Source organism: Sulfitobacter sp. SH22 (assembly GCF_965641905.1).
GTDB lineage: Bacteria > Pseudomonadota > Alphaproteobacteria > Rhodobacterales > Rhodobacteraceae > Sulfitobacter.
This window is the reverse complement of record NZ_OZ282573.1, coordinates 213,696-233,968: the sequence shown is the minus strand read 5'-3', so window position 1 is coordinate 233,968 and position 20,273 is coordinate 213,696. Positions and strand designations below refer to the sequence as shown.

At 59.3% G+C, this 20,273-nt stretch carries 18 protein-coding genes and 1 tRNA gene; 11 read left to right on the top strand and 8 right to left on the bottom strand.

Annotated elements, in window-relative coordinates; all coding sequences use genetic code 11:
* Positions 1–24 precede the first annotated feature (24 nt).
* The gene (locus ACSQ13_RS03260) at positions 25–705 is read left to right on the top strand and encodes a nitroreductase (protein ID WP_176248453.1); all 681 of its coding nucleotides are present in this window, start codon (positions 25–27) and stop codon (positions 703–705) included.
* A 291-nt stretch (positions 706–996) separates the two neighbouring features.
* On the opposite strand, the gene ACSQ13_RS03255 is transcribed toward ACSQ13_RS03260, so the two are convergent.
* Positions 997–1,947 (bottom strand): NAD(P)-dependent oxidoreductase, encoded by a 951-nt coding sequence (locus tag ACSQ13_RS03255; protein ID WP_176248454.1) that lies wholly within the window; start codon positions 1,945–1,947, stop codon positions 997–999.
* 189 nt (positions 1,948–2,136) lie between these two features.
* Here ACSQ13_RS03255 and ACSQ13_RS03250 point away from each other — a divergent pair, with 189 nt between their 5' ends.
* On the top strand, positions 2,137–3,048 hold the full coding sequence (locus tag ACSQ13_RS03250) for a pirin family protein (protein WP_176248455.1): 912 nt from the start codon (positions 2,137–2,139) through the stop codon (positions 3,046–3,048).
* Between the two features lie 26 nt (positions 3,049–3,074).
* Here the strand turns inward: ACSQ13_RS03250 and ACSQ13_RS03245 are convergent, their stop codons facing one another.
* Complete coding sequence (locus ACSQ13_RS03245) at positions 3,075–3,662, bottom strand: TetR/AcrR family transcriptional regulator (protein ID WP_295509639.1); 588 nt, start codon at positions 3,660–3,662, stop codon at positions 3,075–3,077.
* A 79-nt stretch (positions 3,663–3,741) separates the two neighbouring features.
* On the opposite strand from ACSQ13_RS03245, the gene ACSQ13_RS03240 reads away from it, so the two are divergent.
* The 6 genes from ACSQ13_RS03240 to ACSQ13_RS03215 all read left to right on the top strand — a co-directional run bounded on the left by ACSQ13_RS03240 (position 3,742) and on the right by ACSQ13_RS03215 (position 10,334).
* A complete protein-coding gene (locus tag ACSQ13_RS03240; protein WP_176248457.1) occupies positions 3,742–4,038 on the top strand; it encodes a hypothetical protein in 297 nt (98 codons plus the stop codon).
* 103 nt (positions 4,039–4,141) lie between these two features.
* A complete protein-coding gene (locus ACSQ13_RS03235; protein ID WP_295509636.1) occupies positions 4,142–5,443 on the top strand; it encodes a homoserine dehydrogenase in 1,302 nt (433 codons plus the stop codon).
* Between the two features lie 41 nt (positions 5,444–5,484).
* Positions 5,485–6,453 (top strand): class II fructose-bisphosphatase, encoded by a 969-nt coding sequence (glpX, locus tag ACSQ13_RS03230; protein ID WP_176248459.1) that lies wholly within the window; start codon positions 5,485–5,487, stop codon positions 6,451–6,453.
* A 57-nt stretch (positions 6,454–6,510) separates the two neighbouring features.
* Complete coding sequence (gene recJ, locus ACSQ13_RS03225) at positions 6,511–8,259, top strand: single-stranded-DNA-specific exonuclease RecJ (protein ID WP_176248460.1); 1,749 nt, start codon at positions 6,511–6,513, stop codon at positions 8,257–8,259.
* Between the two features lie 75 nt (positions 8,260–8,334).
* Positions 8,335–8,409, top strand: a tRNA-Glu gene (locus ACSQ13_RS03220).
* Positions 8,410–8,708: 299 nt separating this feature from the next.
* Positions 8,709–10,334, top strand: coding sequence for an FAD/NAD(P)-binding protein (locus tag ACSQ13_RS03215; protein WP_295509632.1), 1,626 nt, complete (start codon positions 8,709–8,711; stop codon positions 10,332–10,334).
* Between the two features lie 114 nt (positions 10,335–10,448).
* Here the strand turns inward: ACSQ13_RS03215 and ACSQ13_RS03210 are convergent, their stop codons facing one another.
* The 5 genes from ACSQ13_RS03210 to ACSQ13_RS03190 form a co-directional block, all read right to left on the bottom strand.
* Positions 10,449–11,438 carry a GGDEF domain-containing protein gene (locus ACSQ13_RS03210; protein ID WP_255200076.1) on the bottom strand — a complete coding sequence of 330 codons (990 nt, stop codon included), beginning with the start codon at positions 11,436–11,438 and terminating at the stop codon, positions 10,449–10,451.
* The gene (locus ACSQ13_RS03205) at positions 11,435–12,022 is read right to left on the bottom strand and encodes a heme NO-binding domain-containing protein (protein ID WP_176248462.1); all 588 of its coding nucleotides are present in this window, start codon (positions 12,020–12,022) and stop codon (positions 11,435–11,437) included. The genes ACSQ13_RS03210 and ACSQ13_RS03205 overlap by 4 nt, the downstream gene beginning before the upstream one ends.
* A gap of 145 nt (positions 12,023–12,167) precedes the next feature.
* Positions 12,168–13,730 carry a trimethylamine methyltransferase family protein gene (locus tag ACSQ13_RS03200; RefSeq protein ID WP_295509628.1) on the bottom strand — a complete coding sequence of 521 codons (1,563 nt, stop codon included), beginning with the start codon at positions 13,728–13,730 and terminating at the stop codon, positions 12,168–12,170.
* A 107-nt stretch (positions 13,731–13,837) separates the two neighbouring features.
* Positions 13,838–14,548 (bottom strand): HAD family hydrolase, encoded by a 711-nt coding sequence (locus ACSQ13_RS03195; protein ID WP_176248464.1) that lies wholly within the window; start codon positions 14,546–14,548, stop codon positions 13,838–13,840.
* Positions 14,545–14,826: a DUF3572 domain-containing protein gene (locus ACSQ13_RS03190; RefSeq protein ID WP_176248465.1), complete on the bottom strand. Its 282-nt coding sequence runs from the start codon at positions 14,824–14,826 to the stop codon at positions 14,545–14,547. The genes ACSQ13_RS03195 and ACSQ13_RS03190 overlap by 4 nt, the downstream gene beginning before the upstream one ends.
* 101 nt (positions 14,827–14,927) lie before the next feature.
* On the opposite strand from ACSQ13_RS03190, the gene ACSQ13_RS03185 reads away from it, so the two are divergent.
* Together ACSQ13_RS03185 and ACSQ13_RS03180 are read left to right on the top strand one after the other, a co-directional pair.
* A complete protein-coding gene (locus ACSQ13_RS03185) occupies positions 14,928–16,322 on the top strand; it encodes a diguanylate cyclase (RefSeq protein WP_176248466.1) in 1,395 nt (464 codons plus the stop codon).
* A gap of 114 nt (positions 16,323–16,436) precedes the next feature.
* Positions 16,437–17,366 carry a DMT family transporter gene (locus tag ACSQ13_RS03180; protein ID WP_295509623.1) on the top strand — a complete coding sequence of 310 codons (930 nt, stop codon included), beginning with the start codon at positions 16,437–16,439 and terminating at the stop codon, positions 17,364–17,366.
* Here the strand turns inward: ACSQ13_RS03180 and ACSQ13_RS03175 are convergent.
* Positions 17,302–17,991, bottom strand: coding sequence for a thiamine diphosphokinase (locus ACSQ13_RS03175; RefSeq protein WP_295509620.1), 690 nt, complete (start codon positions 17,989–17,991; stop codon positions 17,302–17,304). The two genes, ACSQ13_RS03180 and ACSQ13_RS03175, sit on opposite strands and share 65 nt — an antisense overlap.
* Positions 17,992–18,128: 137 nt before the next feature.
* On the opposite strand from ACSQ13_RS03175, the gene ACSQ13_RS03170 reads away from it, so the two are divergent.
* Entirely contained in the window at positions 18,129–20,228 is a 2,100-nt protein-coding gene (locus ACSQ13_RS03170) for a hypothetical protein (protein WP_295509618.1), read from the top strand.
* The last annotated feature ends 45 nt before the right edge of the window (positions 20,229–20,273 follow it).

Sequence of the window (20,273 nt, the reverse complement as noted above, 5' to 3'; positions counted from 1 at the left end):
TCAGGAAACGTAGGGAGCGACATCATGGAACTGGAACAGGCAATGCTGGGGCGTCGCAGCATCAGGGGTTTTACCAAAGACCCGGTGTCGCGCGAGTTGCTGGAAGAGATCATTGCGCTGGCCAACCGCGCGCCCTCTTCGATGAACACCCAGCCGTGGCATTTTCACGTCCTGACGGGCCAACCGCTCGAAAACGTCCGCGAGGGCAATTCCACCCGCATGTTGCAAGGGGTGCCGCCGGTCCGCGAAATCAGCGATCACGGGGCCTATGCCGGTGTGCACCGCGAACGACAGGTCGACATTGCCAAACAGCTTTTCGCCGCCATGGGCATTGAACGCGAAGACAAGGAACGCCGTCAGGATTGGGTGATGCGCGGTTTCCGCCAGTTCGATGCGCCCGTGTCCATCGTCGTGTGTTTCGACAAGTCGCTGGATGACAACGGCACCATCGCGCATTTCGATCTGGGGGCGGTGACCTATGGTCTGGTGCTTGCCGCCTGGAGCAAAGGGTTGGGGTCGGTCATCAACGGTCAGGGGATCATGCAATCGCCGGTCGTGCGTGAACATGCGCAAATCCCCGACGATCAGGTGATCATGACCTGTGTGGCGCTTGGGTGGCCGGATGAAAGTTTCTCGGCGAATGACGTGAAATCGGTGCGCCGCCCAGTTGACGCTGTGGCGCGGTTCGTGGGCTTTGACAGCTGAAATCGGGCGTCCGCTTGATTAACTTTTTGCAGCCCATTTCCGGGCGAACTGGCATCGGCCGCCGCCCGGAAAATATATTTTTTGCAAGCATTTGGCCGCGCTTTGCTCATGCTTTGCGTCAGAATTAATTAACGTGAATTAATCTTGAACAGGAGGTTAAAACGGTGGGGCGCGGTGCGGGGTTTCTTAACAGTTTGACCCTTTTGATTCCTGATCTGCCTTGGTTTAGATCAAGGGAAATCCACCCGCCGCAATGCCTTGCACGACACAGCTGCACCATCACATTAGAATTTACAAAGATGAACGCGCCGTGACCTCATAGCCGCGTTCTTCGGGCTCATCATCGACCAATTCCTGTGGAAATCCGTCCGCCAGTATTTTCAGGCCCGTCGCGTCCTCCAGCCGTTCTATTATCCGGTCGGATTGCGCGCGTTCCCCATAGCGTTTTTGCCCGTCTGTCATGATGTCGATGATCAGCGGGGATACTTCCAAGGGAACCGCGAAATCATCCGCAAGCTTTTGAAAAAGCCCGATATCCTTTTGGATCAGGTCCATGGTAAAGTTCACGTCCCGCGACCCCGACAGGATCAGCTGGCTTTCGGTTTCATGGACAAAGGACGTGCCGGAAGACATCGCGATGGCCTGATAGGTTGTCGCCAAATCCATGCCTGCGGCTTTCATCACCGTCATCGCCTCGCAGACCGAGATCAGGTTCACGGTCGCAAGGTAATTCGTCATCACCTTGAGAACCGAGGCTGTGCCGATATCCCCGGTATGCAAAACGCGCCGCCCCATCAGCGTCAGCAATGGCAGGATGCGATCGAACGTGGGTCTGTCACAGGCGGCGAAAATGCTGATGTTGCCGGTATCGGCACGGTGACAGCCGCCTGAAACCGGGCAATCGACCGCAGCACCGCCCGCCGCGATCACCTCAGCGCCAAGGCGCTTGATCTCGGCGGCATCTGTCGTCGACATCTCCATCCAGATCTTGCCGGGGCCGACATGGGGCAGCATTTCTGTTACCACCGCCGCCGATGCCGCCGGGCTGGGCAGGCAGGTGATCACCACATCGCAGGTCTGCATCAGATCGGCAGGCGATGCGCCATCCTTGGCCCCCGCCGCCACCTTGGCCGCCACAAAATCAGCATTCAGATCATGAACATAAAGGTCCACGCCGTTGCGCAGCAAACTGCCCGAGAGCTTGCCGCCCACATTGCCCAACCCGATAAACCCAACTTTCATCTGCCTGCTCCCCTTTAAAGTTAACGATAGGTGAACCGCCCCAACCCCGACAGGTCGCGCCTGTTTGCGACACCTGCCCCGCTGACTGCGCAAAGGTGCGGATTTGCACAGATTTGGTTCGCGACTGCGATATTGCGAGACAGGCGGCACGACCCTATCTTCATCCCAACCCATGATAGGAGAGCGACAATGTCCCTCAGACCCACACTCGAGACCCGCGCGGCTGTTCCCACCCTTGAGGGGGCGGGCGTCAAGCTGCACCGCGCATTTGGCTTTCAGGACCCAAGCGAGCTGGACCCTTTTTTGCTGTTTGATGATTTCCGCAACGAACGCCCGCAGGATTTCGAACGCGGTTTTCCGTGGCATCCCCACCGCGGCATCGAAACAATCACCTATGTGCTGGCCGGCACGGTTGATCACGGCGATTCGCTGGGCAATGTCGGCACACTGGGGGCGGGCGATGTGCAGTGGATGACCGCAGGGTCGGGCATTTTGCATCAGGAAATGCCGCACGGTAATGCGCGCGGCCAGATGCATGGCTTCCAGCTTTGGGGAAACCTGCCAGCCGCGCAAAAGATGACCGCGCCGCGCTATCAGGATGTCACGGCCAAGGATATTCCGGTGATCACCGATGATGACGGCACCGTCGTCAAAGTCATTACCGGCGAATTCTGGGGCAAGACCGGCCCCGTCGATGGCATTGCCGCCGATCCGCAATATCTGGATATTACCGTGCCAGCCGGTGTCAAAAAGACTTTCAGGATCGACACCTACCGCCGTGCCTTTGCCTATGTCTTTGAGGGGGCGGCGGCCTTTGCAGATGCGTCGAAACCTTCTGGCGTGTTGCTGGAAAAGGAAATCGCCGGCGAAGAGGTGAACATCCGCGATCTGAGCGGCGATCGGACGTTGATCCGCTTTGGTACCGGCGACGAAGTGACCTTGCAGGCCGGGCCAGAGGGGGTGCGTTTCTTGCTGATATCAGGCGCGCCGATTGATGAACCGGTGGCGTGGCATGGCCCCATCGTGATGAACACACAGGCCGAACTGCGTCAGGCGATGCGCGATCTGAACAACGGCACGTTCATCAAAGCGGCCCATTAAATCAACGGGGTACGGGCAGCCATGCCCTACCCCGACATCACCGATTTGCGCACCATATCCCAATATTGCGCAATGACCTGATCCAGCGACAGGCGGCCCCCGGCGCGGAACCATGTGTTCACCCCGGTAAGCATGGCGATCACGGCAAGGGTCGCGATCTTGGTGTCAGCTATGGCAAAATCGCCCGTCGCGGCACCGCTTCGCAAGATATCTTCCAGACGGTCCTCGTATTTGCGGCGCAGCGCTTCGACCGTGCTGAAATTCTCGGGCGTCAGATTGCGCAATTCCATGTAGGAAATGAAAACCTCGTCCGGGCGGTCGGCGTGAAACCGGATGTGAAAATCCACGAATTTGCGCAGCCGGTCCAGGGGGGAAAGCCCGATGTCATCCTCCCATGCCTCCAGGAGTTCTTCCATATGGGCGCAAAGCAGGGTGAAAAGCAGCGTTTGCTTGTCGGGCGTGTAATTATACAGTGCGCCCGCCTGCACGCCAACCTCGCTCGCGAGGGCCCGCATCGACACGGCGGCATAGCCATTTTTCGCGAACAACCGCAAGGCGGCCTCTCGGACTTTGGGTCCGGTGATGTCTGAATGTGATCCGGTCGTGCGTGCCATGATCAAAGGCTAATTGAACAACCGTTCAAAGGCAAACCCCGCTTGCGCGAAAACCGTTGCTGGTGCATGAATTGACCCCATGAACACTCGCGCCCTTTCCGGCCTTTGCGCCCTTGCCCTGCTGCTGCCCGCCGCTTGCACGCAGTTTCCGGCCCTTGATAGCCGTGCAACGCCTGAAATGCTGGCCGCGCAATATCCCGCTTTGGTGCCTGTTGATCCGCTTTTGGCGCAGGCCACTGCCGGTCAGGTTGATACGGGCCAGACCGAACAGGCTTTGGCGGCCCGGGTTGCCGGATTGCAGGCGCGTGCGGCCCGGTTGCGCGGCTCGGTTCTGACGGGTGTGGAAAAGCAGCGTTTGTCCCAAGGGCTGAGATAGGCAAATTTGTAACTGGCTGCGTTGCACGTAGGGTTTGAACCCGTTACATCGCCGCCATAGAATAGTCTTGGCGCGCCCGCGCATCATCTTAAAGGAACTGCATATGTCACATCCGCTTCAGTCTGGGCCACTTCGTCTTGGGATTGCCGGATTGGGCACGGTGGGTGTGGGCGTTGTGCGCATTATCCGCAAGCAGGCCGCTTTGCTTGAGGCACGCACAGGCCGCGCGATCACCATTTCTGCCGTATCCGCCCGCAGCAAGGGCAAAGACCGCGGCGTGAACCTGTCGGACTACGCATGGGAGGACGATCCCGTCGCATTGGCCAAGCGCGATGATGTCGATGTGTTTGTCGAATTGATCGGTGGCGACGAAGGTCCGGCCAAGGACGCAACCGAAGCCGCTTTGGCGGCGGGCAAGGATGTTGTGACCGCGAACAAGGCCATGCTGGCGATCCATGGTCAGGCACTGGCAGAACAGGCCGAGGCCGCAGGCAAGAATATCCGCTATGAGGCGGCGGTCGCGGGTGGCATTCCCGTGATCAAGGTGTTGAGCGAAGGGTTGGCCGGCAATCAGATCACCCGCGTGATGGGCGTGATGAACGGATCGTGCAACTATATCCTGACCCGCATGGAAGACGCGGGCCTGCCCTATGAGGATGTGTTCGCCGAAGCGGACGGGTTGGGCTATCTTGAGGCAGATCCGGCGCTGGATGTGGGCGGCATCGACGCCGCGCATAAGCTGGCGATCCTGTCGTCGATCGCATTCGGGTCACGCGTTGATTTCAACGGCATTCACCTTGAGGGCATCGAGCGGGTCAGCATCGAAGACATCCGCGCGGCCGCTGGCATGGGCTACAAGATCAAATTGCTGGGGGTTGCCCAGATGACCGGTCGCGGGCTTGAGCAACGTATGCAGCCCTGCCTTGTGCCTGATACATCGCCGTTGGGGCAATTGTCCGGCGGCACAAATATGATCGTGCTTGAGGGCGACGCCGTTGGCCAGATCGTGTTGCGCGGCCCCGGTGCCGGCGAAGGCCCGACTGCCAGCGCCGTTTTGTCCGACATCTGCGATCTTGCCCGTGGCTGGCAGGGGCCGGTGTTTGGTCAAAAGGCCAGCACCCTGACCGATGCCACATCCGCCATGTCGCAGGCCCCCGCAGCATTCTATCTGCGCATGGGTCTGCTGGACAAACCCGGTGCCCTGGCCAAGGTCGCGACCGTATTGGGCGAAGCAGGCATCAGCATCGACCGGATGCGCCAGACCGAACACCGCACCGATCATGCGCCGGTTTTGATCGTCACCCACAAAACCACCCGCAACGCGCTGGATGAAGCCTTGACCGCGATGGCAGGCACAGGCGTCCTGGCGAGTGATCCCGTTGCCCTGCGGATCGAAGACCTTTGACCCCGTTTCAACCAGACTGATTTCTAAAAGGACCGTTAAAAATGACCTCTTCCGCCGAATTCAAAGACCGCATGTTGTCGCTGGGCCTTGCCCGCGTATCCGAAGCCGCTGCATTGGCGTCGGCCAAGCTGATCGGGCGCGGCGATGAAAAAGCGGCGGATCAGGCGGCGGTCAATGCCATGCGCGAGCAGCTGAACCTGCTGGATATTGCAGGCGTTGTAGTCATCGGCGAAGGCGAACGGGACGAGGCACCGATGCTGTACATCGGCGAGGAAGTCGGCACCGGCAACGGCCCCGGTGTTGATATCGCGCTGGACCCGCTTGAAGGCACCACGCTGACCGCCAAGGATATGCCAAACGCGCTGACCGTGATTGCAATGGGGCCGCGCGGGTCCATGCTGCACGCACCTGATGTGTATATGGACAAGCTGGCCATCGGGCCGGGCTACGCCGCCGATGTGGTCACATTGGACATGACGCCTGCCGAACGCGTGCAGGCCCTTGCCGCTGCCAAAGGCTGCACCCCGCAAGACATCACCGTTTGCATCCTTGAGCGCCCCCGCCACGAGGAAATGATCACGCAGGTCCGTGAAACCGGCGCGGCGATCCGGTTGATCTCGGATGGTGATGTGGCCGGCGTGATGCATTGTTCGGAACCCGGCACCGGCATCGACATGTATATGGGATCAGGCGGTGCCCCCGAAGGCGTGCTGGCCGCCGCCGCGTTGAAATGTATGGGCGGGCAGATGTATGGCCGCCTGTTGTTCCGCAATGATGACGAACGTGGCCGCGCCGACAAGGCCGGGATCACCGATCTGGACCGCATCTATACCCGCGATGAAATGGTCACCCAAGACGTGATCTTTGCCGCGACCGGCGTGACCGGCGGGACCTTGCTGCCCGGCGTCAAACGCGAACCCGGCTGGCTGACAACCGAAACGCTGATCATGCGGTCGAAATCCGGTTCGGTGCGGCGGATCAATTACCGCACACCGGCTGACCAGCACTAAGCAGACCAGGCGCAGGGCCCCTGCGTGAATAATGGATAAAAACGGATCGAGGGATGCATGAGCTTTTTAGGTGTTGATGCGTCCCTTACGGGCCGCAAATGGGTCGGCCCCGGAGTCGAAATCGAACGCGCCACCGAGGTGCTGTTGCAGCAAACCGCCCTGCCTCAGGCCTTGTGTCAGGTGTTGGCCCGCCGTGGCGTAAGCGCCGCCGAGGCCGAACAGTTCCTTGCCCCCTCCTTGCGCGACCTGCTGCCCGATCCGCGTTCCCTGCGCGACATGGAAAAGGCGGCGACGCGGTTTCTGGGCGCTGTCAAATCCCGTCAACGCATCGCGGTCTTTGCCGATTATGACGTGGATGGTGGCAGTTCAGCCGCGCTGCTGCTGGTCTGGCTGCGCGACATGGGCTGTCAGGCGACGCTTTATATCCCCGACCGGATCGACGAAGGCTATGGCCCCAATGACGAGGCCATGGCCGCGCTGGCCGCCAAGCACGACCTGATCATCTGTGTCGATTGCGGAACCCTATCGCACGGGCCGATTGCGGCCGCCGTGGGCGCGGATGTCATTGTTCTGGATCACCACCTTGGCGGCGAAACCCTGCCCGATGCGGTCGCCGTGGTGAACCCCAACCGTCAAGACGAGGACGGCGCGCTGGCCCATCTATGCGCCGCTGGCGTGGTGTTCCTGATGTTGGTAGAGGCGGGTCGCCAATTGCGCGAGGCCGGCACGCGCGGGCCAGATCTGATGGCGCTGCTGGATCTTGTTGCCCTTGCCACCGTGGCCGATGTGGCCCCGCTGATCGGCGTGAACCGCGCCTTTGTACGTCAGGGCTTGCGGGTGATGGCGCGGCGCGACCGCGTGGGTCTGGCCGCACTTGCCGATATTGCACGCATGGACACCGCCCCCGCGTCCTATCATCTGGGGTTTCTGCTGGGCCCCCGGATCAACGCGGGCGGGCGCATCGGCCAAGCGGACCTTGGCGCGCGCCTGTTGGCCACCAACGACCCTCACGAGGCCGCCGCCTTGGCCGAACGGCTCGATACCCTGAACACCGAACGCCGCGATGTTGAAAACGCCGTGCGCGCCGTGGCGCTGGATCAGGCCGAGGCACGCGGCTTTGACGCGCCGCTGGTCTGGGCATCGGGTGCGGGCTGGCATCCTGGCGTCGTGGGAATCGTTGCCTCGCGCCTCAAGGAAGCGTCAAACCGCCCCTCCGTTGTGATCGGATTCGAGGATGGCATTGGCAAAGGGTCGGGCCGATCGGTTTCGGGCATTGATCTGGGCGCGCCGATCCAACGGCTGGCCGCCGAAGGATTGCTGATCAAGGGCGGTGGCCACAAGATGGCCGCAGGGCTGACAGTGGCCGAAGACAAGCTGGACGCCGCGATGGCGCGTCTGGCAGAGCTGCTGGAGAAGCAAGGTGCCCATCTGGCCGGTGCCGCCGATCTGCGCCTTGACGGGATGCTGATGCCGGCCGCTGCCACCGTTGAACTGGCGGAGCAAATCGAACAGGCGGGCCCTTTTGGTGCCGGTGCCCCTGCCCCGCGCTACGTCTTTGCCGATATGCAGATTCGTTTTGCCAAGCGCGTCGGCGAAAGCCACCTGAAAATCAGCTTTGGCGATGGCGGCGGCGGTGCTGGCGTCAAAATGGATGCCATCGCTTTTGGTGCATTCGACGGCCCCCTTGGTCCGGCGCTTGAAAACCACGGCGGTGCACGGTTTCACCTGGCCGGCCGGTTGGACATCAATAGCTGGCGCGGACGGCAATCAGTACAACTTCGACTGGAAGACGCGGCCCCTGCGTAAAAGTTTTTCGTTTTTTGGCAATTTGCACTTGCGCCCTTTCGCGCGATTGCCTAATGAACCGCTCACAAGCTAAGTGGCCCGTTCGTCTATCGGTTAGGACGTCAGGTTTTCAACCTGAAAAGAGGGGTTCGACTCCCCTACGGGCTGCCACTTGTCCTTCCAAACATTTGATCTTGTTGGCCCATTCCCATTGGGCTGCAACACGGCGCAGCGTCTGTTCCTTGCACGAGAAACCAGGTGCTGCAGCGTTTATTGCGCAGGAAACCCCGCCCGATTGTTCAAATATCATCTGGTCGGGCGGTACATCACCTTGCAACGCCCAGCGCCAACAGCGATTTTCCTCGCTAACGCTCCCCTCACTGAGCTCTCCCCCGGACTTTACCCGCCACGCTTGCGGCACGTTTCTGTGGATGGCCTAGGGAACTTTCACCCCCATGAAAGGTTGTCAGATGACAGCGCTTAAAACGGGGACGTGCAGGTTGGGCAAATCAGATGTGAAATCTGCACGAAAGGTCGCGATCATCGGTGCAGGACCGATGGCCATGTACACGGCCAAGGGTCTGCTAAATGGCGATGCCTTGTTCGAGCTGACCATTTTCGAGGGCAGTGACCAAATGGGCTGTGGCATGCCGTACCGTTCGGGCATGAATGCCGACTACATGTATTGCAACGCGTTCAGCCGCGAGATTCCGTCGATCACCCGACCGCTGGTGTCTTGGCTGCATGACCAGGACGATGATTTCCTAGACGGTTGGGACATGGCGCGGGACGACATCGACGCGCGCGATTTTTATCCCCGGGTTTTGCTGGGTGAATATATGAAATCGGAATTCCGCGATTTATGTGATGCTGGCCGCAGCGCCGGGCATGTTATCAATGTCCTGCCAAGGCATCAGGTCCACGACATCACCCCGACGGGCACGGGCATGAGCCTTGATATCCAAACCCCTCATGGCAAATCGGTTTTCACCTTTGATCAGGTCGTGGTGGCGACAGGGCATTCCTGGCCGTCCTCGCCCACACTGGGGCAGGCTGATCTGGTGTCGCCCTGGCCCTATACGAACATCACCGATCAACCCGCAGGCAAGATCGGGGTGTTGGGGTCGTCCTTGTCGGCCATTGATGTGATCGTCGCCCTTGGCAACGCGCATGGCGGGTTCATCGAAGACGGCGATAACGTAAGCTGGTTCCCCGATGCAGGGCACGAGGATCTTTCGATCACGATGGTTTCGCATAAGGGAATCATGCCGGAACCGGATTTCTATTACCCCTTCCCCTATGAGCCGCTGACATATATCCACCCCGACGCAGTTTCAGCAGAGCTGGAAAAAGGCCCCGACGGGCTGCTTGAACGGGTGTTTGCATTGATGGTGCAAGAACTGAACGACGCGGCCCCACAGTACATGGCCGAGCTTGGGCCTGACGCTCAGACGATCAACGGCTTTGCCGATGCTTATTTCCATCATCGCGAAACACTGGGCGGTCTACGCGCGCTTCGAGAGAGCTTGAACGCGGCGATCAAATCCAAGACCCTCAAGGAAACGCAGCATCACAGATATGCGCTTTTGCGGGGGCATGAGAATTTCGAGCTGGTCCTTGAGCATTTGAACGACAGCGACTGGCAGAGGTTCAACGATATGCTGATGCCGGTCTTTGGCGACTGTTATGCTGCGGTGCCGCATATTTCGGTGCGCCGGGTCTTGGCCTTGTATGATGCGGGTGTGCTTCAGATCATTCCCACCGGATCAGAGTCGGCTTTCGAAAACACGGTGTCAGGTGGCGTTTCGGTCATGACCATCGACGGAGCGATCGAATTTGACGCGCTGATTGATGCCCGTGGACAGGCCGCAGCCCCTGTTTCCGCCCTGCCCTTCCCTTCATTGGTTGGTGCGATGGTCGATCCAGACCAAGAGGTGCAGGAACCATTCGAACTGGCGCTGCCCAGCAAGGTTCAGGGGGCGGTCTACTGCCTTGCCATGCCGCAAATCCTCAAGCGGCATCCGTTTTCCCAAGGCTTGGCGAATTGCGATGCGCTTGGCCGAAGTGTGGCGAAGCATATCCTTGGCGACAGGTAGAACTCGCCGGTCGCAGTGCCGTAGGCATCACCGATTGCGCCGCCCCCCGCACGGCCAGCCAGCGCGTCACCAAAGCCCCCAAGTGCTGGGACCTTTGGTGATCGGGAGAGTTGATCATACGCGGGCCCCGTTGCGTCGAAACAGGGTTTGGCGCGACCGCCCTGCCTTTTTGGATTGGTACAGCGCCACGTCTGCATCGGATAAAATATCTTTGGCGTCCATGGTGTGGTTTTCCAAAATCCAGACGGTTCCGATGCTGGCCGACACCTTGCAGGCCTGTCCTTGGAAGAGGATCGGTTTTTTGAGCCGTTCAATGACCCTGTCGCCGATGGCCAGCAACATCTGCTCCGTTGCGACGTCAGGCAGGATCAGCGTGAATTCATCGCCCCCCACCCGCGCGACGGTATCGGCGTTGCGGGTTTCCTCGACCATGATCTGTGCGACCGCCTGCAAGACGTGATCGCCCGCAGCATGACCCAAACTGTCATTGACCGCCTTGAAGAAATCCAGGTCGATCTGCATAACCGCGAAATTCGCCTGATTACCGACAAGCCGCGCCAACACGTGATCCATCGCGCGCCGGTTTTTAAGCCCCGTGAGCGTATCGGTAAACGCCTGTTCTTCGGCGGCAATCTTTGCCCCTTGCAGTCGCAGGTTCAGCCGGCGGGACGCATCCATCGCGGCTGACTTCGCCTCGATCAGATAGAGCATTTCAATGGCAAGGTCGGTTGCGGCGAAATCGGCATTGCTCAGCGCATAGTCACGCACCCCGTCCAGAATCGAGATGCCAAAAGACAGGTTGATCACCATGCTGCCTGTTCGGTGATCATGGGGCACCAAGACCGCTTTCAGATCACTGCCGGGGTCGTCTTCCAGCGCAAGGTGCAACCTGCTGCCCGCCTTGCGACGCAGATCATCCATCGTGACAATGCCCTTTGGCCGCTTGACGGCGAACCGGTCAAAGAAAGCTTCACCGACCAAAGCGCCGGTTTTGCATATCTTTTGAATTGTCGGTCCGGCGTGGCTGATGGTGCCGTCTTTTTCCACTAGCACATGCATGGGGCACAGCACGTCCAGCATCCCGGCTTGCGCAAGGGATGTCATCCCAGGCGCGCACCCAGGTCGAATTGCCGCCCTTGGGCGAAATCCTTGTCGACCAGAGTGATAAATATCTTTTCCACACCATTCTTGCCGGTTTCGTGATCCAATAGCACCAAGGCCCCGTAATCATCGGCAATGACGCGTAGCATGCCCACGAAAACATAGCCGAACCCCGAAACGGACCCGCGGCACAGCAATTCGAAACAACCGTTGCCACGTTCGTCTATTTCCAGTTCGGGCAGATCAAGGTCCGAGACCGCCAGCCTTGCCCTGTCGGGCAGATCATCCAGCGACAGCAGGAATTCCTCGAAGGTGACGCCGCCAAAGCGCAGCAAACGCCTGACCCCTTCAAGCTTTGGGGTCGAGACAAGATAGGTGCCCAGATCTTCCAGCAGTTCGTGAATGGGCCGCCCCATCACCAGTGAAACCGCATCAACAAGCCGCGTCGTCACGTCGTCGTCATAGCTCATCATCGCCTCAAAATCGATAATGGCCAAGTCGGCGCTGCCTGTCACCTGCCCCCAGACGTCATTGCCAAAAGTGTCACAAACATAATTTTGAATGCTTCGATTAATGAGGCCGTGCATATCATCCCTTCCCATTGGTCACGGGGGATCATGGGAAAAGGCCCTTAACATATTGCAAAAGCCGCCAAGGCACCCACGGTTTTTGCCGCTTTAAATAATTCGGAATTACTTCGAAATTTAGACGAACCCGACTTTGTTGCGCGATCTAGAAATCCGTCGGTGCCCCGCCTTCGGCTTTGCGCCGTGCCACAAAATCCGCCAGCTCGTCGCGGATCGCATCCTCCATCGGGGGCGCTTCAAAGCTGGCAACGATTTCCTTGAACATCAAATGCGCGCGCTCGGGTGTCCAGATGGCACCGGCGGCCTCCCAGCCTTCGTAATTTTTCCAGTCACTCAGAAACGGTTGATAGAACGCTTCGGTATAGCGGTCCTGCGTGTGCTGGATGCCAAAGAAATGCCCCTGATTGCCCACCGATTTAATGGCGTCGAGGGCGATTTCATCCGGGCCTGTCGCGCAGATCACCGGGTCCATATAGCGCTGGATCTGCTGGAGCACCTCGCAATCCATGATGAACTTTTCAGGGCTGGCGATCAGCCCGCCCTCAAGCCAGCCCGCCGCGTGATAGACCATGTTCGTACCCGATTGCACGGCGGCCCACAGACTGTTGGAGGTCTCCCACATGGCCTGGCCGTCCGGCACGTTGGCCGCGCATACCCCCGACGACCGCATGGGCAGATCGTAAAAGCGGCACAATTGCCCGGTCATCTGGGTGGCGCGCATGTATTCAGGGGTGCCAAAGGCAGGCGCGCCGGTTTTCATATCCACATTCGATGTGAAGGTGCCAATCGCACAGGGGCATCCGGGGTTGATGATCTGCGCCAAAACAACGGCGCACAGCGCCTCGGCCAGCGATTGTGCCACGGCACCCGCCATCGTCACAGGTGCCATCGCACCGGCCAGCGTAAAGGGTGTCACGACCAACCCCTGCCCGCGCCGCGCCAGCCGCATCCAGCCGTCCAGCATCGGGATGTCATGTTTAAGCGGCGAGGTGGAGTTGATGTTGGTGTACATGCGCGGGGTGGCGTCGAATTCCTCGTGGGTCAGTCCGCCCGCGATACGCACCATTTCCATCACGTCTTCGACACGTTCCTTGCCCAGACTATAGGCGTGCATGACCTTATCCGTCAGGGTCAGCTTGTCATACAGCACGTCCAGATGCCGGACAGAGGCGTGGATATCGACGGGTTCCACCGGATAGCCGCCTGCAAAGTGGATACAGTTGAAATATTGCGTCAGCTTCAGCAGGTCCTGACACATGGCGCGGGTGCCGGGCACCTTGGTGCCAATCGACATGTCCCAATAGTTCGGCGGCGATGACACATTGCCAAACACCAGATGTTTGCCCCCGATGGTGATCTGGCGGTCCGGGTTGCGCGGGGTCAGGGTGAATTGCGATGGCGCATGGGCGATCCATTCCATCACGAAATCGCGCCCCATGCGGACGTTTTCACCGTTCACCGTACACCCGGCTTTGCGCAAGATATCCAGCGCCTCGTGGTTAAGGAATTCGATCCCGATCTCTTCGAGAATGCGCATGGCCCCGTCATGGATCGCCTCGACGCCTTCGGGGGTCAGCGGTCCTGTGGGGCGGTCGATGTTAATTGGCGGGTTCCACGGCATCTGTTCGATCACGGAAGTGCCGCGCCGTGTCTTGGCCCCTGCACGGCCACCGCCACGGGTTCTGCGTTTCGGATCGGTATCTGGCATGTGAACCTCCTGAAAATCAGTTCCAGAAGGCCTGATCCTGCGCATGGGGTCGTTGCCATTACCGACGAGAAGTGTCGTTTTTTGCGCCTGCCTCATGTCTGCCCCGCCTAGCCGCGTTGCGCATCCAACGCGTCAAGCCAGTCGGGCAGATGGCTGATATCCGGCAGAACCACATCGGCATAGGGGGCCAGATCATCGGCCGACGCCATACCTGTCAGCACACCGATACGGGTCATTCCTGCGGCTTTCGCAGCCAGCAGATCATGGGTGCTGTCCCCGATCATGGCAATGGCAGCAGGGGCCAGCCCGACTTGTTGGGCAAATCCGTTCAGCTGCCCCGGTTCGGGCTTGCCGCCGAAACCGCTGTCAAATCCGGCGACAAAATCAAACATATGCGTCACACCCGCCTTGTCCAGATGCGCCCGCGCTGGTGCCTCGGCATCATTGGTCGCCACCCCCAGCTTCAATCCCCGCGCTTTCAGCACCGTCAGAAACGGCACCAAGGGGGTCACTTCGCTTTGCGGGGCCAGTGCGGCTTCTTCGTTGATGATGTCGATCAGCCCCTGCCGCGAATGTTCGGGAACGTGCTGCCCCAGCGCACCGGCCACATCACCGGGGGTACCGGCGATCACGATGCTGTCTGTCGAAAACCGTTTGGCACTATAGTCATACCCGACCACAGCCCCGATCGCAGTGGCGCGTGCAGCGTCTTTATTGCTGAGCCGGGTCAGAAACGCATGTGCCCATGCCTCCCAGGTTTTGGCGAAATCGAACAGCGTGCCGTCCTTGTCGAAAAGAATACCTTTGATCATGGTCATGTCCAATTCACCTGTTCGCCGCCCGGCAAGGACTGGCGTGCCTGCATCACCCGTTCATAGGGCATCCGGAGTGTATCGCAAAACGCGATGACCCAGGCATCATCCATCATCACGAAATCCAGCACCGCCCCCAGAAACCCGGGATCCGTCGCCTGGGTGCGCAAATCGTCGGCGCTGGCCCCGCTTGCATCCATAAACACCGGCAGCAAGTCTTCGTTGGCCACCAGCCAGGCCAAGGCCTGCAACCCGATGGCTTCGGCGGCTTCCTGCGTAAGCATGCGGTTTTTCCTAACGTAAAATTTCTTGGCAACACTTTGTTAACTAATTCGATCAACAAGAGAGCACCTGTTCTGATAATTTTTGTGGGGAAGGAAAACAAGTGCAAGGCAAGATCCTGATCGTTGATCCGATCGCCACAAACAGAATTCTTTTAAAGACCAAATTGGGCACTGCATTTTTTGATGTGCGCCAGGCCACCAGCGTTGCCGAAGCATTGGCGCTGGCATATCACGACCCTCCGGACCTTATCATAACCGCATTCTACCTTTGTGATGCAGACGCTACGGCCCTTCTGGACGGGCTGGCCCCGAAGGCAGGCGGACAACGCACCCCTGTGATCGCCATCGGCGAAACGGGGGATTCCGCCTTGCGCCAGCGGTTTTTGTCGCGCGGTGCGCAGGATGTTCTGATCAAGCCGCTTGTCGATGCCTTCTTGCTCAGCCGCGTGCGCAGCCTGATCCGTCTGTATCACTCCCCCGAAGAATGGCAGATGCGCGCCGAAACCGGCCACGCCTTTGGTCTGGCCGACCCACCGGCGTGTTTCCAGATGTCGGGGCATATCCAGCTTGTCGGGTCCGACAAGGCGCTGAACCACATCTGGGCGGCGCAACTGCGGCAGGATAACCTGAACAAGATTTCGGTTTCCGCTGTCGGAGAGGCGATGACCCGTCTGACCGGCGAAGGGATGCCGGACGTTTTTGTATTGGCGCTGACACCGGACAAGACCAGCGTCACCGATCAAATGCACCTGATATCGTCAATCCGCGCCAATGCGGGCACCCGCCATTGCGGGATCATTGTGGTGCAAACCGACCAGAACGCCGATGTCGCGGCCATTGCGCTTGATCTGGGCGCGGACGATCTGATGCCCCAAGGCTTTGACGTCAAAGAACTGCATTTGCGGCTATCGGCCCTGCTGGAACGCAAACGCCAGATCGACCGCATCCGCGCAAGTGTCGAACTGGGCCTGCGCGAAGCGATATTTGACCCGCTCACCGGCCTTTATAACCGCCGCTATGGCCTGGCCGAGATGACCCGCCAGACACGGCAAGCGACCTCAGACGATCTGCCCTTTGCTGTGATGATGGCCGATATGGATCATTTCAAGCGCATAAATGATGAACACGGCCATGCCGCAGGCGATGCTGTGCTGGTTGAAACCGCCCGCCGTCTGCGCACGCATCTGCGCCCGTCGGATATGGCGGCCCGGATCGGCGGCGAGGAATTCCTGCTGCTGCTGCCCGGCACGAATGAAGCGGAGGCAACCGCTGTGGCCAACCGGCTGCGCCAGGCGTTTGAGCGCACGCCCTTTGTTATTCCCGGCTCTGCCAAGTTATTGACCGTCACAATCAGCATCGGATTGTGCCTGATTTCCCGTTCGGACCTGGCTGGCGACGACATTTCAAATGCGGCAATCGACCGCGCGGACAAGGCGCTTTATGCCGCAAAAAATATGGGCCGCAATTGTGTCTTGCTGGACAGGCCGGCTGCCTAGATGCCTGAAAAGCCGGCCACTGACCGCCATGCGAAATAAAGAAAGCTTTTGCATTTCACGCTAAAAAAGCCTTAATACATCCTATAGTTGATTGAATTGAACCAGAACAACCCAATGATACATGCAGACAGACCCTTAATCGGCATCATTTTGATGCTTGGTTTTTGCATTGTTGCCCCGATTGGCGATGCTGTGGCGAAGCTGCTGGGGGCTTCCGTGCCGCTTGCCCAGGTTGTTTTGGTGCGGTTTGCGGTCCAGCTGATCTTGCTCATGCCAATTGTCTTTCTGACGGATCGGACGTGGCGGATGACGGGCATGACGCTGTGGCTGACCTTCTTGCGCACCTTGCTGCATATTCTGGGCATTGCCGCGATGTTTACCGCGCTGATCTATCTGCCGCTTGCCGATGCGGTGGCGATTGTGTTTGTGATGCCGTTTTTCATGTTGCTGTTGGGCAAATATGTCCTGTCCGAAGAAGTGGGCAGCAGACGGCTCATGGCCTGCATCGTCGGGTTCATCGGCACGTTGCTGGTGGTGCAACCCAGCTTTGCCGAGGTCGGGTGGCCCGCACTTTTGCCGGTGTTTGTCGCCGCCAATTTTTCGGTCTTCATGCTGGTGACCCGCAAGATCGCCAAACAGACCGATCCGATCGGCCTGCAAGCCATCAGCGGGGCCATGGCGGTGGCGCTGATGCTGCCCTTGATCTGGATCGGGCCGAAACTGGACATCGCGGCGGTAGAAATGATCACACCCGACGCGTTGGAATGGTCGCTTTTGCTGGCAATCGGGGTGCTGGGCAGTGTGGCGCATCTGTTGATGACCTGGTCGCTGCGCTATGCGCCCTCGGCCACGCTTGCGCCGATGCAATATCTCGAAATCCCGATTGCGACCTTTATCGGTCTGCTGATCTTTGGCGATCTGCCGAACCCGCTGGCCTCATTGGGCATCATGATCACGATGGCCGCGGGGCTTTATATCATCATCCGCGAAGGGGCCATCCAACGGCGTCTACAGAAACAAGCGCTTGCGCAACCGGCTGAATAAGCCGGCGCGGCAGGATCAGCACCGCATGGGGCTGCGCCATCTCGAGGGTGAAGGCCCCCGTCGCGCGGTTCGAGGTGCCAATGCGTGACAGCGGATCAAAGTTGATGCCGTCAATCGGCCATTCCAGCCCCGTGCTGCGCCCGGCCACCGGGGCCAGCGGCATGATAGATATGACATCCCCCGCTGTTGTAGGCACCGTGATTGCGGGGGGGGCGATGAAAAGAATCTCGGTCTGGGCAAGCAGAATACAGGGGCGGTGCGCATGAACCGCCAATATGTGCAATGCGGCCAGCTGGTGATCCAGACGCCCGCCCAAAAAACCGACACCGATGACCAGCGGCGCGTCAATATGGCGAAGGGCCTTGTCAAAATCGGTCGTTTCCTGTTCACTTATTCTAATTTGCCGGTCTGGGGGGATCTGCGAAAGAGTGTCTGCCGAGATGGAATCCATATCACCGATAACGGCCCGAAGCGGCACATTGGCCCGGCGGGCCAATTCAGCCCCCCGATCGGCAGCCACACAAACGGGTGCAATATCAAGTGCATCCGCAAGCTGTTCGATATCCGCATCCCCACCACCGACAAGCGTGATTGGGTCAAAGCTGGCGACAATGTGCCGTTTCAAGGCTTTTTCCCCTGTTTTTGGAAAACGACCACAATGATGACACTAAATGATACTGGCTTGGGCACAGATTCGATCCGCTTTCGTCTAGAACACTATGGTAAACAGTAAGCTGCAAAACCGCAGAGGACGAGCATCCGATGATGAATAACAACAAAATTCTGACGGTCTCATACGGCACGTTCTCGTGTACGTTGGAGGGCTTCGACGATTCATTCGGTACAATGAAGGCGATCGCAGAGTATTTCCGGGATCTTGCGTCAGAAGACCGCTATTTCGGGGCAGAGCCGCCGCAGCCGGATGCAGAAATGCTGGCCCATATCGCGCAGAAAGAAATTTCGCGCAAAGTGGTGGCGCATCAGCAGGACGGCCAGATTGTCCTGAAAGCCCGCGAGGAGGCAGAACCCGCAAGCCCGCCGGTCCCAAGCGCGCCGCTAAGCAGCATGATGCTTCCGGTTGCGGGCGGCACATCCATTGTGTCCACCTCCTTTGCACCGCGTCGCCCGAATGAGCTGTCGGGGTATTACGATGCCTTTAGAATGAACGCCCTGGATAGCGCTGCCGCACAGACCAAAGAAGCCGCCGCGCAAGCGAAAGCCCCCGAGGCGCAAGCGGATGCCAAGCCTGTTGCAGAGGTCAAACCGGCGGATGCCGCACCAGCGCAAGCCGCGCCCGCAGAACACCCCGTGGCCGATCAGGCTGAAATCTCCAAGCCTGCCCCTGCTGCGCCCGAACAAGCTGCGCCAGAAGTTGATCTGAGCGATGTCGATATCGTCCCCGGTCAGCCCGACGAGGATATCAAGGCATTTTTCGACGAACACGCCAGCCCGGCACCTGCAAATCAGGACGCGCTTCGCGATCCTTCCGAGGCACCGGTCAACAGCAGCATCGCCGCAAAATTGCAGCGCATCCGCTCTGTCGTGTCCCGTCAGGAAGTCGAAGTCATCGAGGCCGACTATACCGAGGACGAGCACGCCGAAGAAGAACCGGCCCGCAAAGTCGAAAACCGGGAATTCGTTGCCGACGCTGTAAAAGATATCGAAACCGCGCTTGATGCCGATGACGCAACCGAGGCCGCAATTTCCGACGACGATGATGATGACGTCAGCGCCCTGCTGAGCCGTCTTGACGCCGAAACCACATCCGAAGATGACCAGCAAGACAGCCTCATTGCCGAAGATGACACCGCCACCGAAGACGATGTTGCCGCTGAAAACCTGTTTGAAACCCCCGAAGCCGCAGCCCCCCGTGGCCGCGTGATCAAGGTCAAGCGCGCCGATCTGGACAATGCACTCGCCAAGGGTGACCTTGAGGAATATCTGGACGACGCCGACGAAACATCGGTTGAATCCATCCTCGACGAAGACCTAGAGAGCATCCGGGAAGACACCGCGCAGGAAACAGCCCAAACAGAAACCGCCGGCGCAGAAACCGAATCCTCCCTCTCGAAAGAAGAGGAAGACGAACTGGCGCGCGAACTGGCCGAAGTCGAAGCTGGCCTGTCAGGTAACGTCGCCACAGACGAAGCCCCGCAAGACGCGGAACCGCGCCGTAAACTGCCGTCTTTGGAGGATGGAAAAGGGTCGGACATGAGCCGCCTTTTGGCCGAAACCGACAATCAGATGGACGATCCGGAAAGCGCCGTGCGCCGCGATGCCATCTCGCATCTGCGTGCAGCCGTCGCCGCGAAAAAGGCCGACATCGCCCTTGGCACAGCCGATGCGCCGGATACCGATGGCAAAGCTTACCGCAGTGATCTGGCCGAAGTGGTAAAACCACGCCGCCCGGCCAGCCCGTCGCTGCGCACGGAACGCCCCGCCGAAGCACGCCCTGCCCCCCTGAAACTGGTGGCCGAGCAGCGAATCGACACCAATGCGGCCAAACCGGCAGCCCCCGTGCGCCCCCGCCGTGTGGCAGCGGTGGCAGCTGTCGAATCATCCGCAACATCCGTCGATGGTGGCTTTGCCGAATTCGCATCCGACATGGGCGCATCCACCCTGTCCGAACTGTTGGAAGCCGCAGCCGCCTATATGTCCTTTGTCGAAGGGTTGGATCAGTTCTCCCGTCCGCAGTTGATGAACACCGTGCGTCAGGTCGAACAAGAAGAGTTCAGCCGCGAAGAAGGGCTGCGATCCTTTCGTCAATTGCTGCGCGCAGGCAAGCTGAAGAAGCTTGATGGCGGCCGGTTCAAAGCATCCGATGACATCGGTTTCCAACCCGAAGAACGCGCCGCTGGCTAAATCTGTCGCCAACCAGGTGTGACAAGACGAAAAAAAACGGCCCCC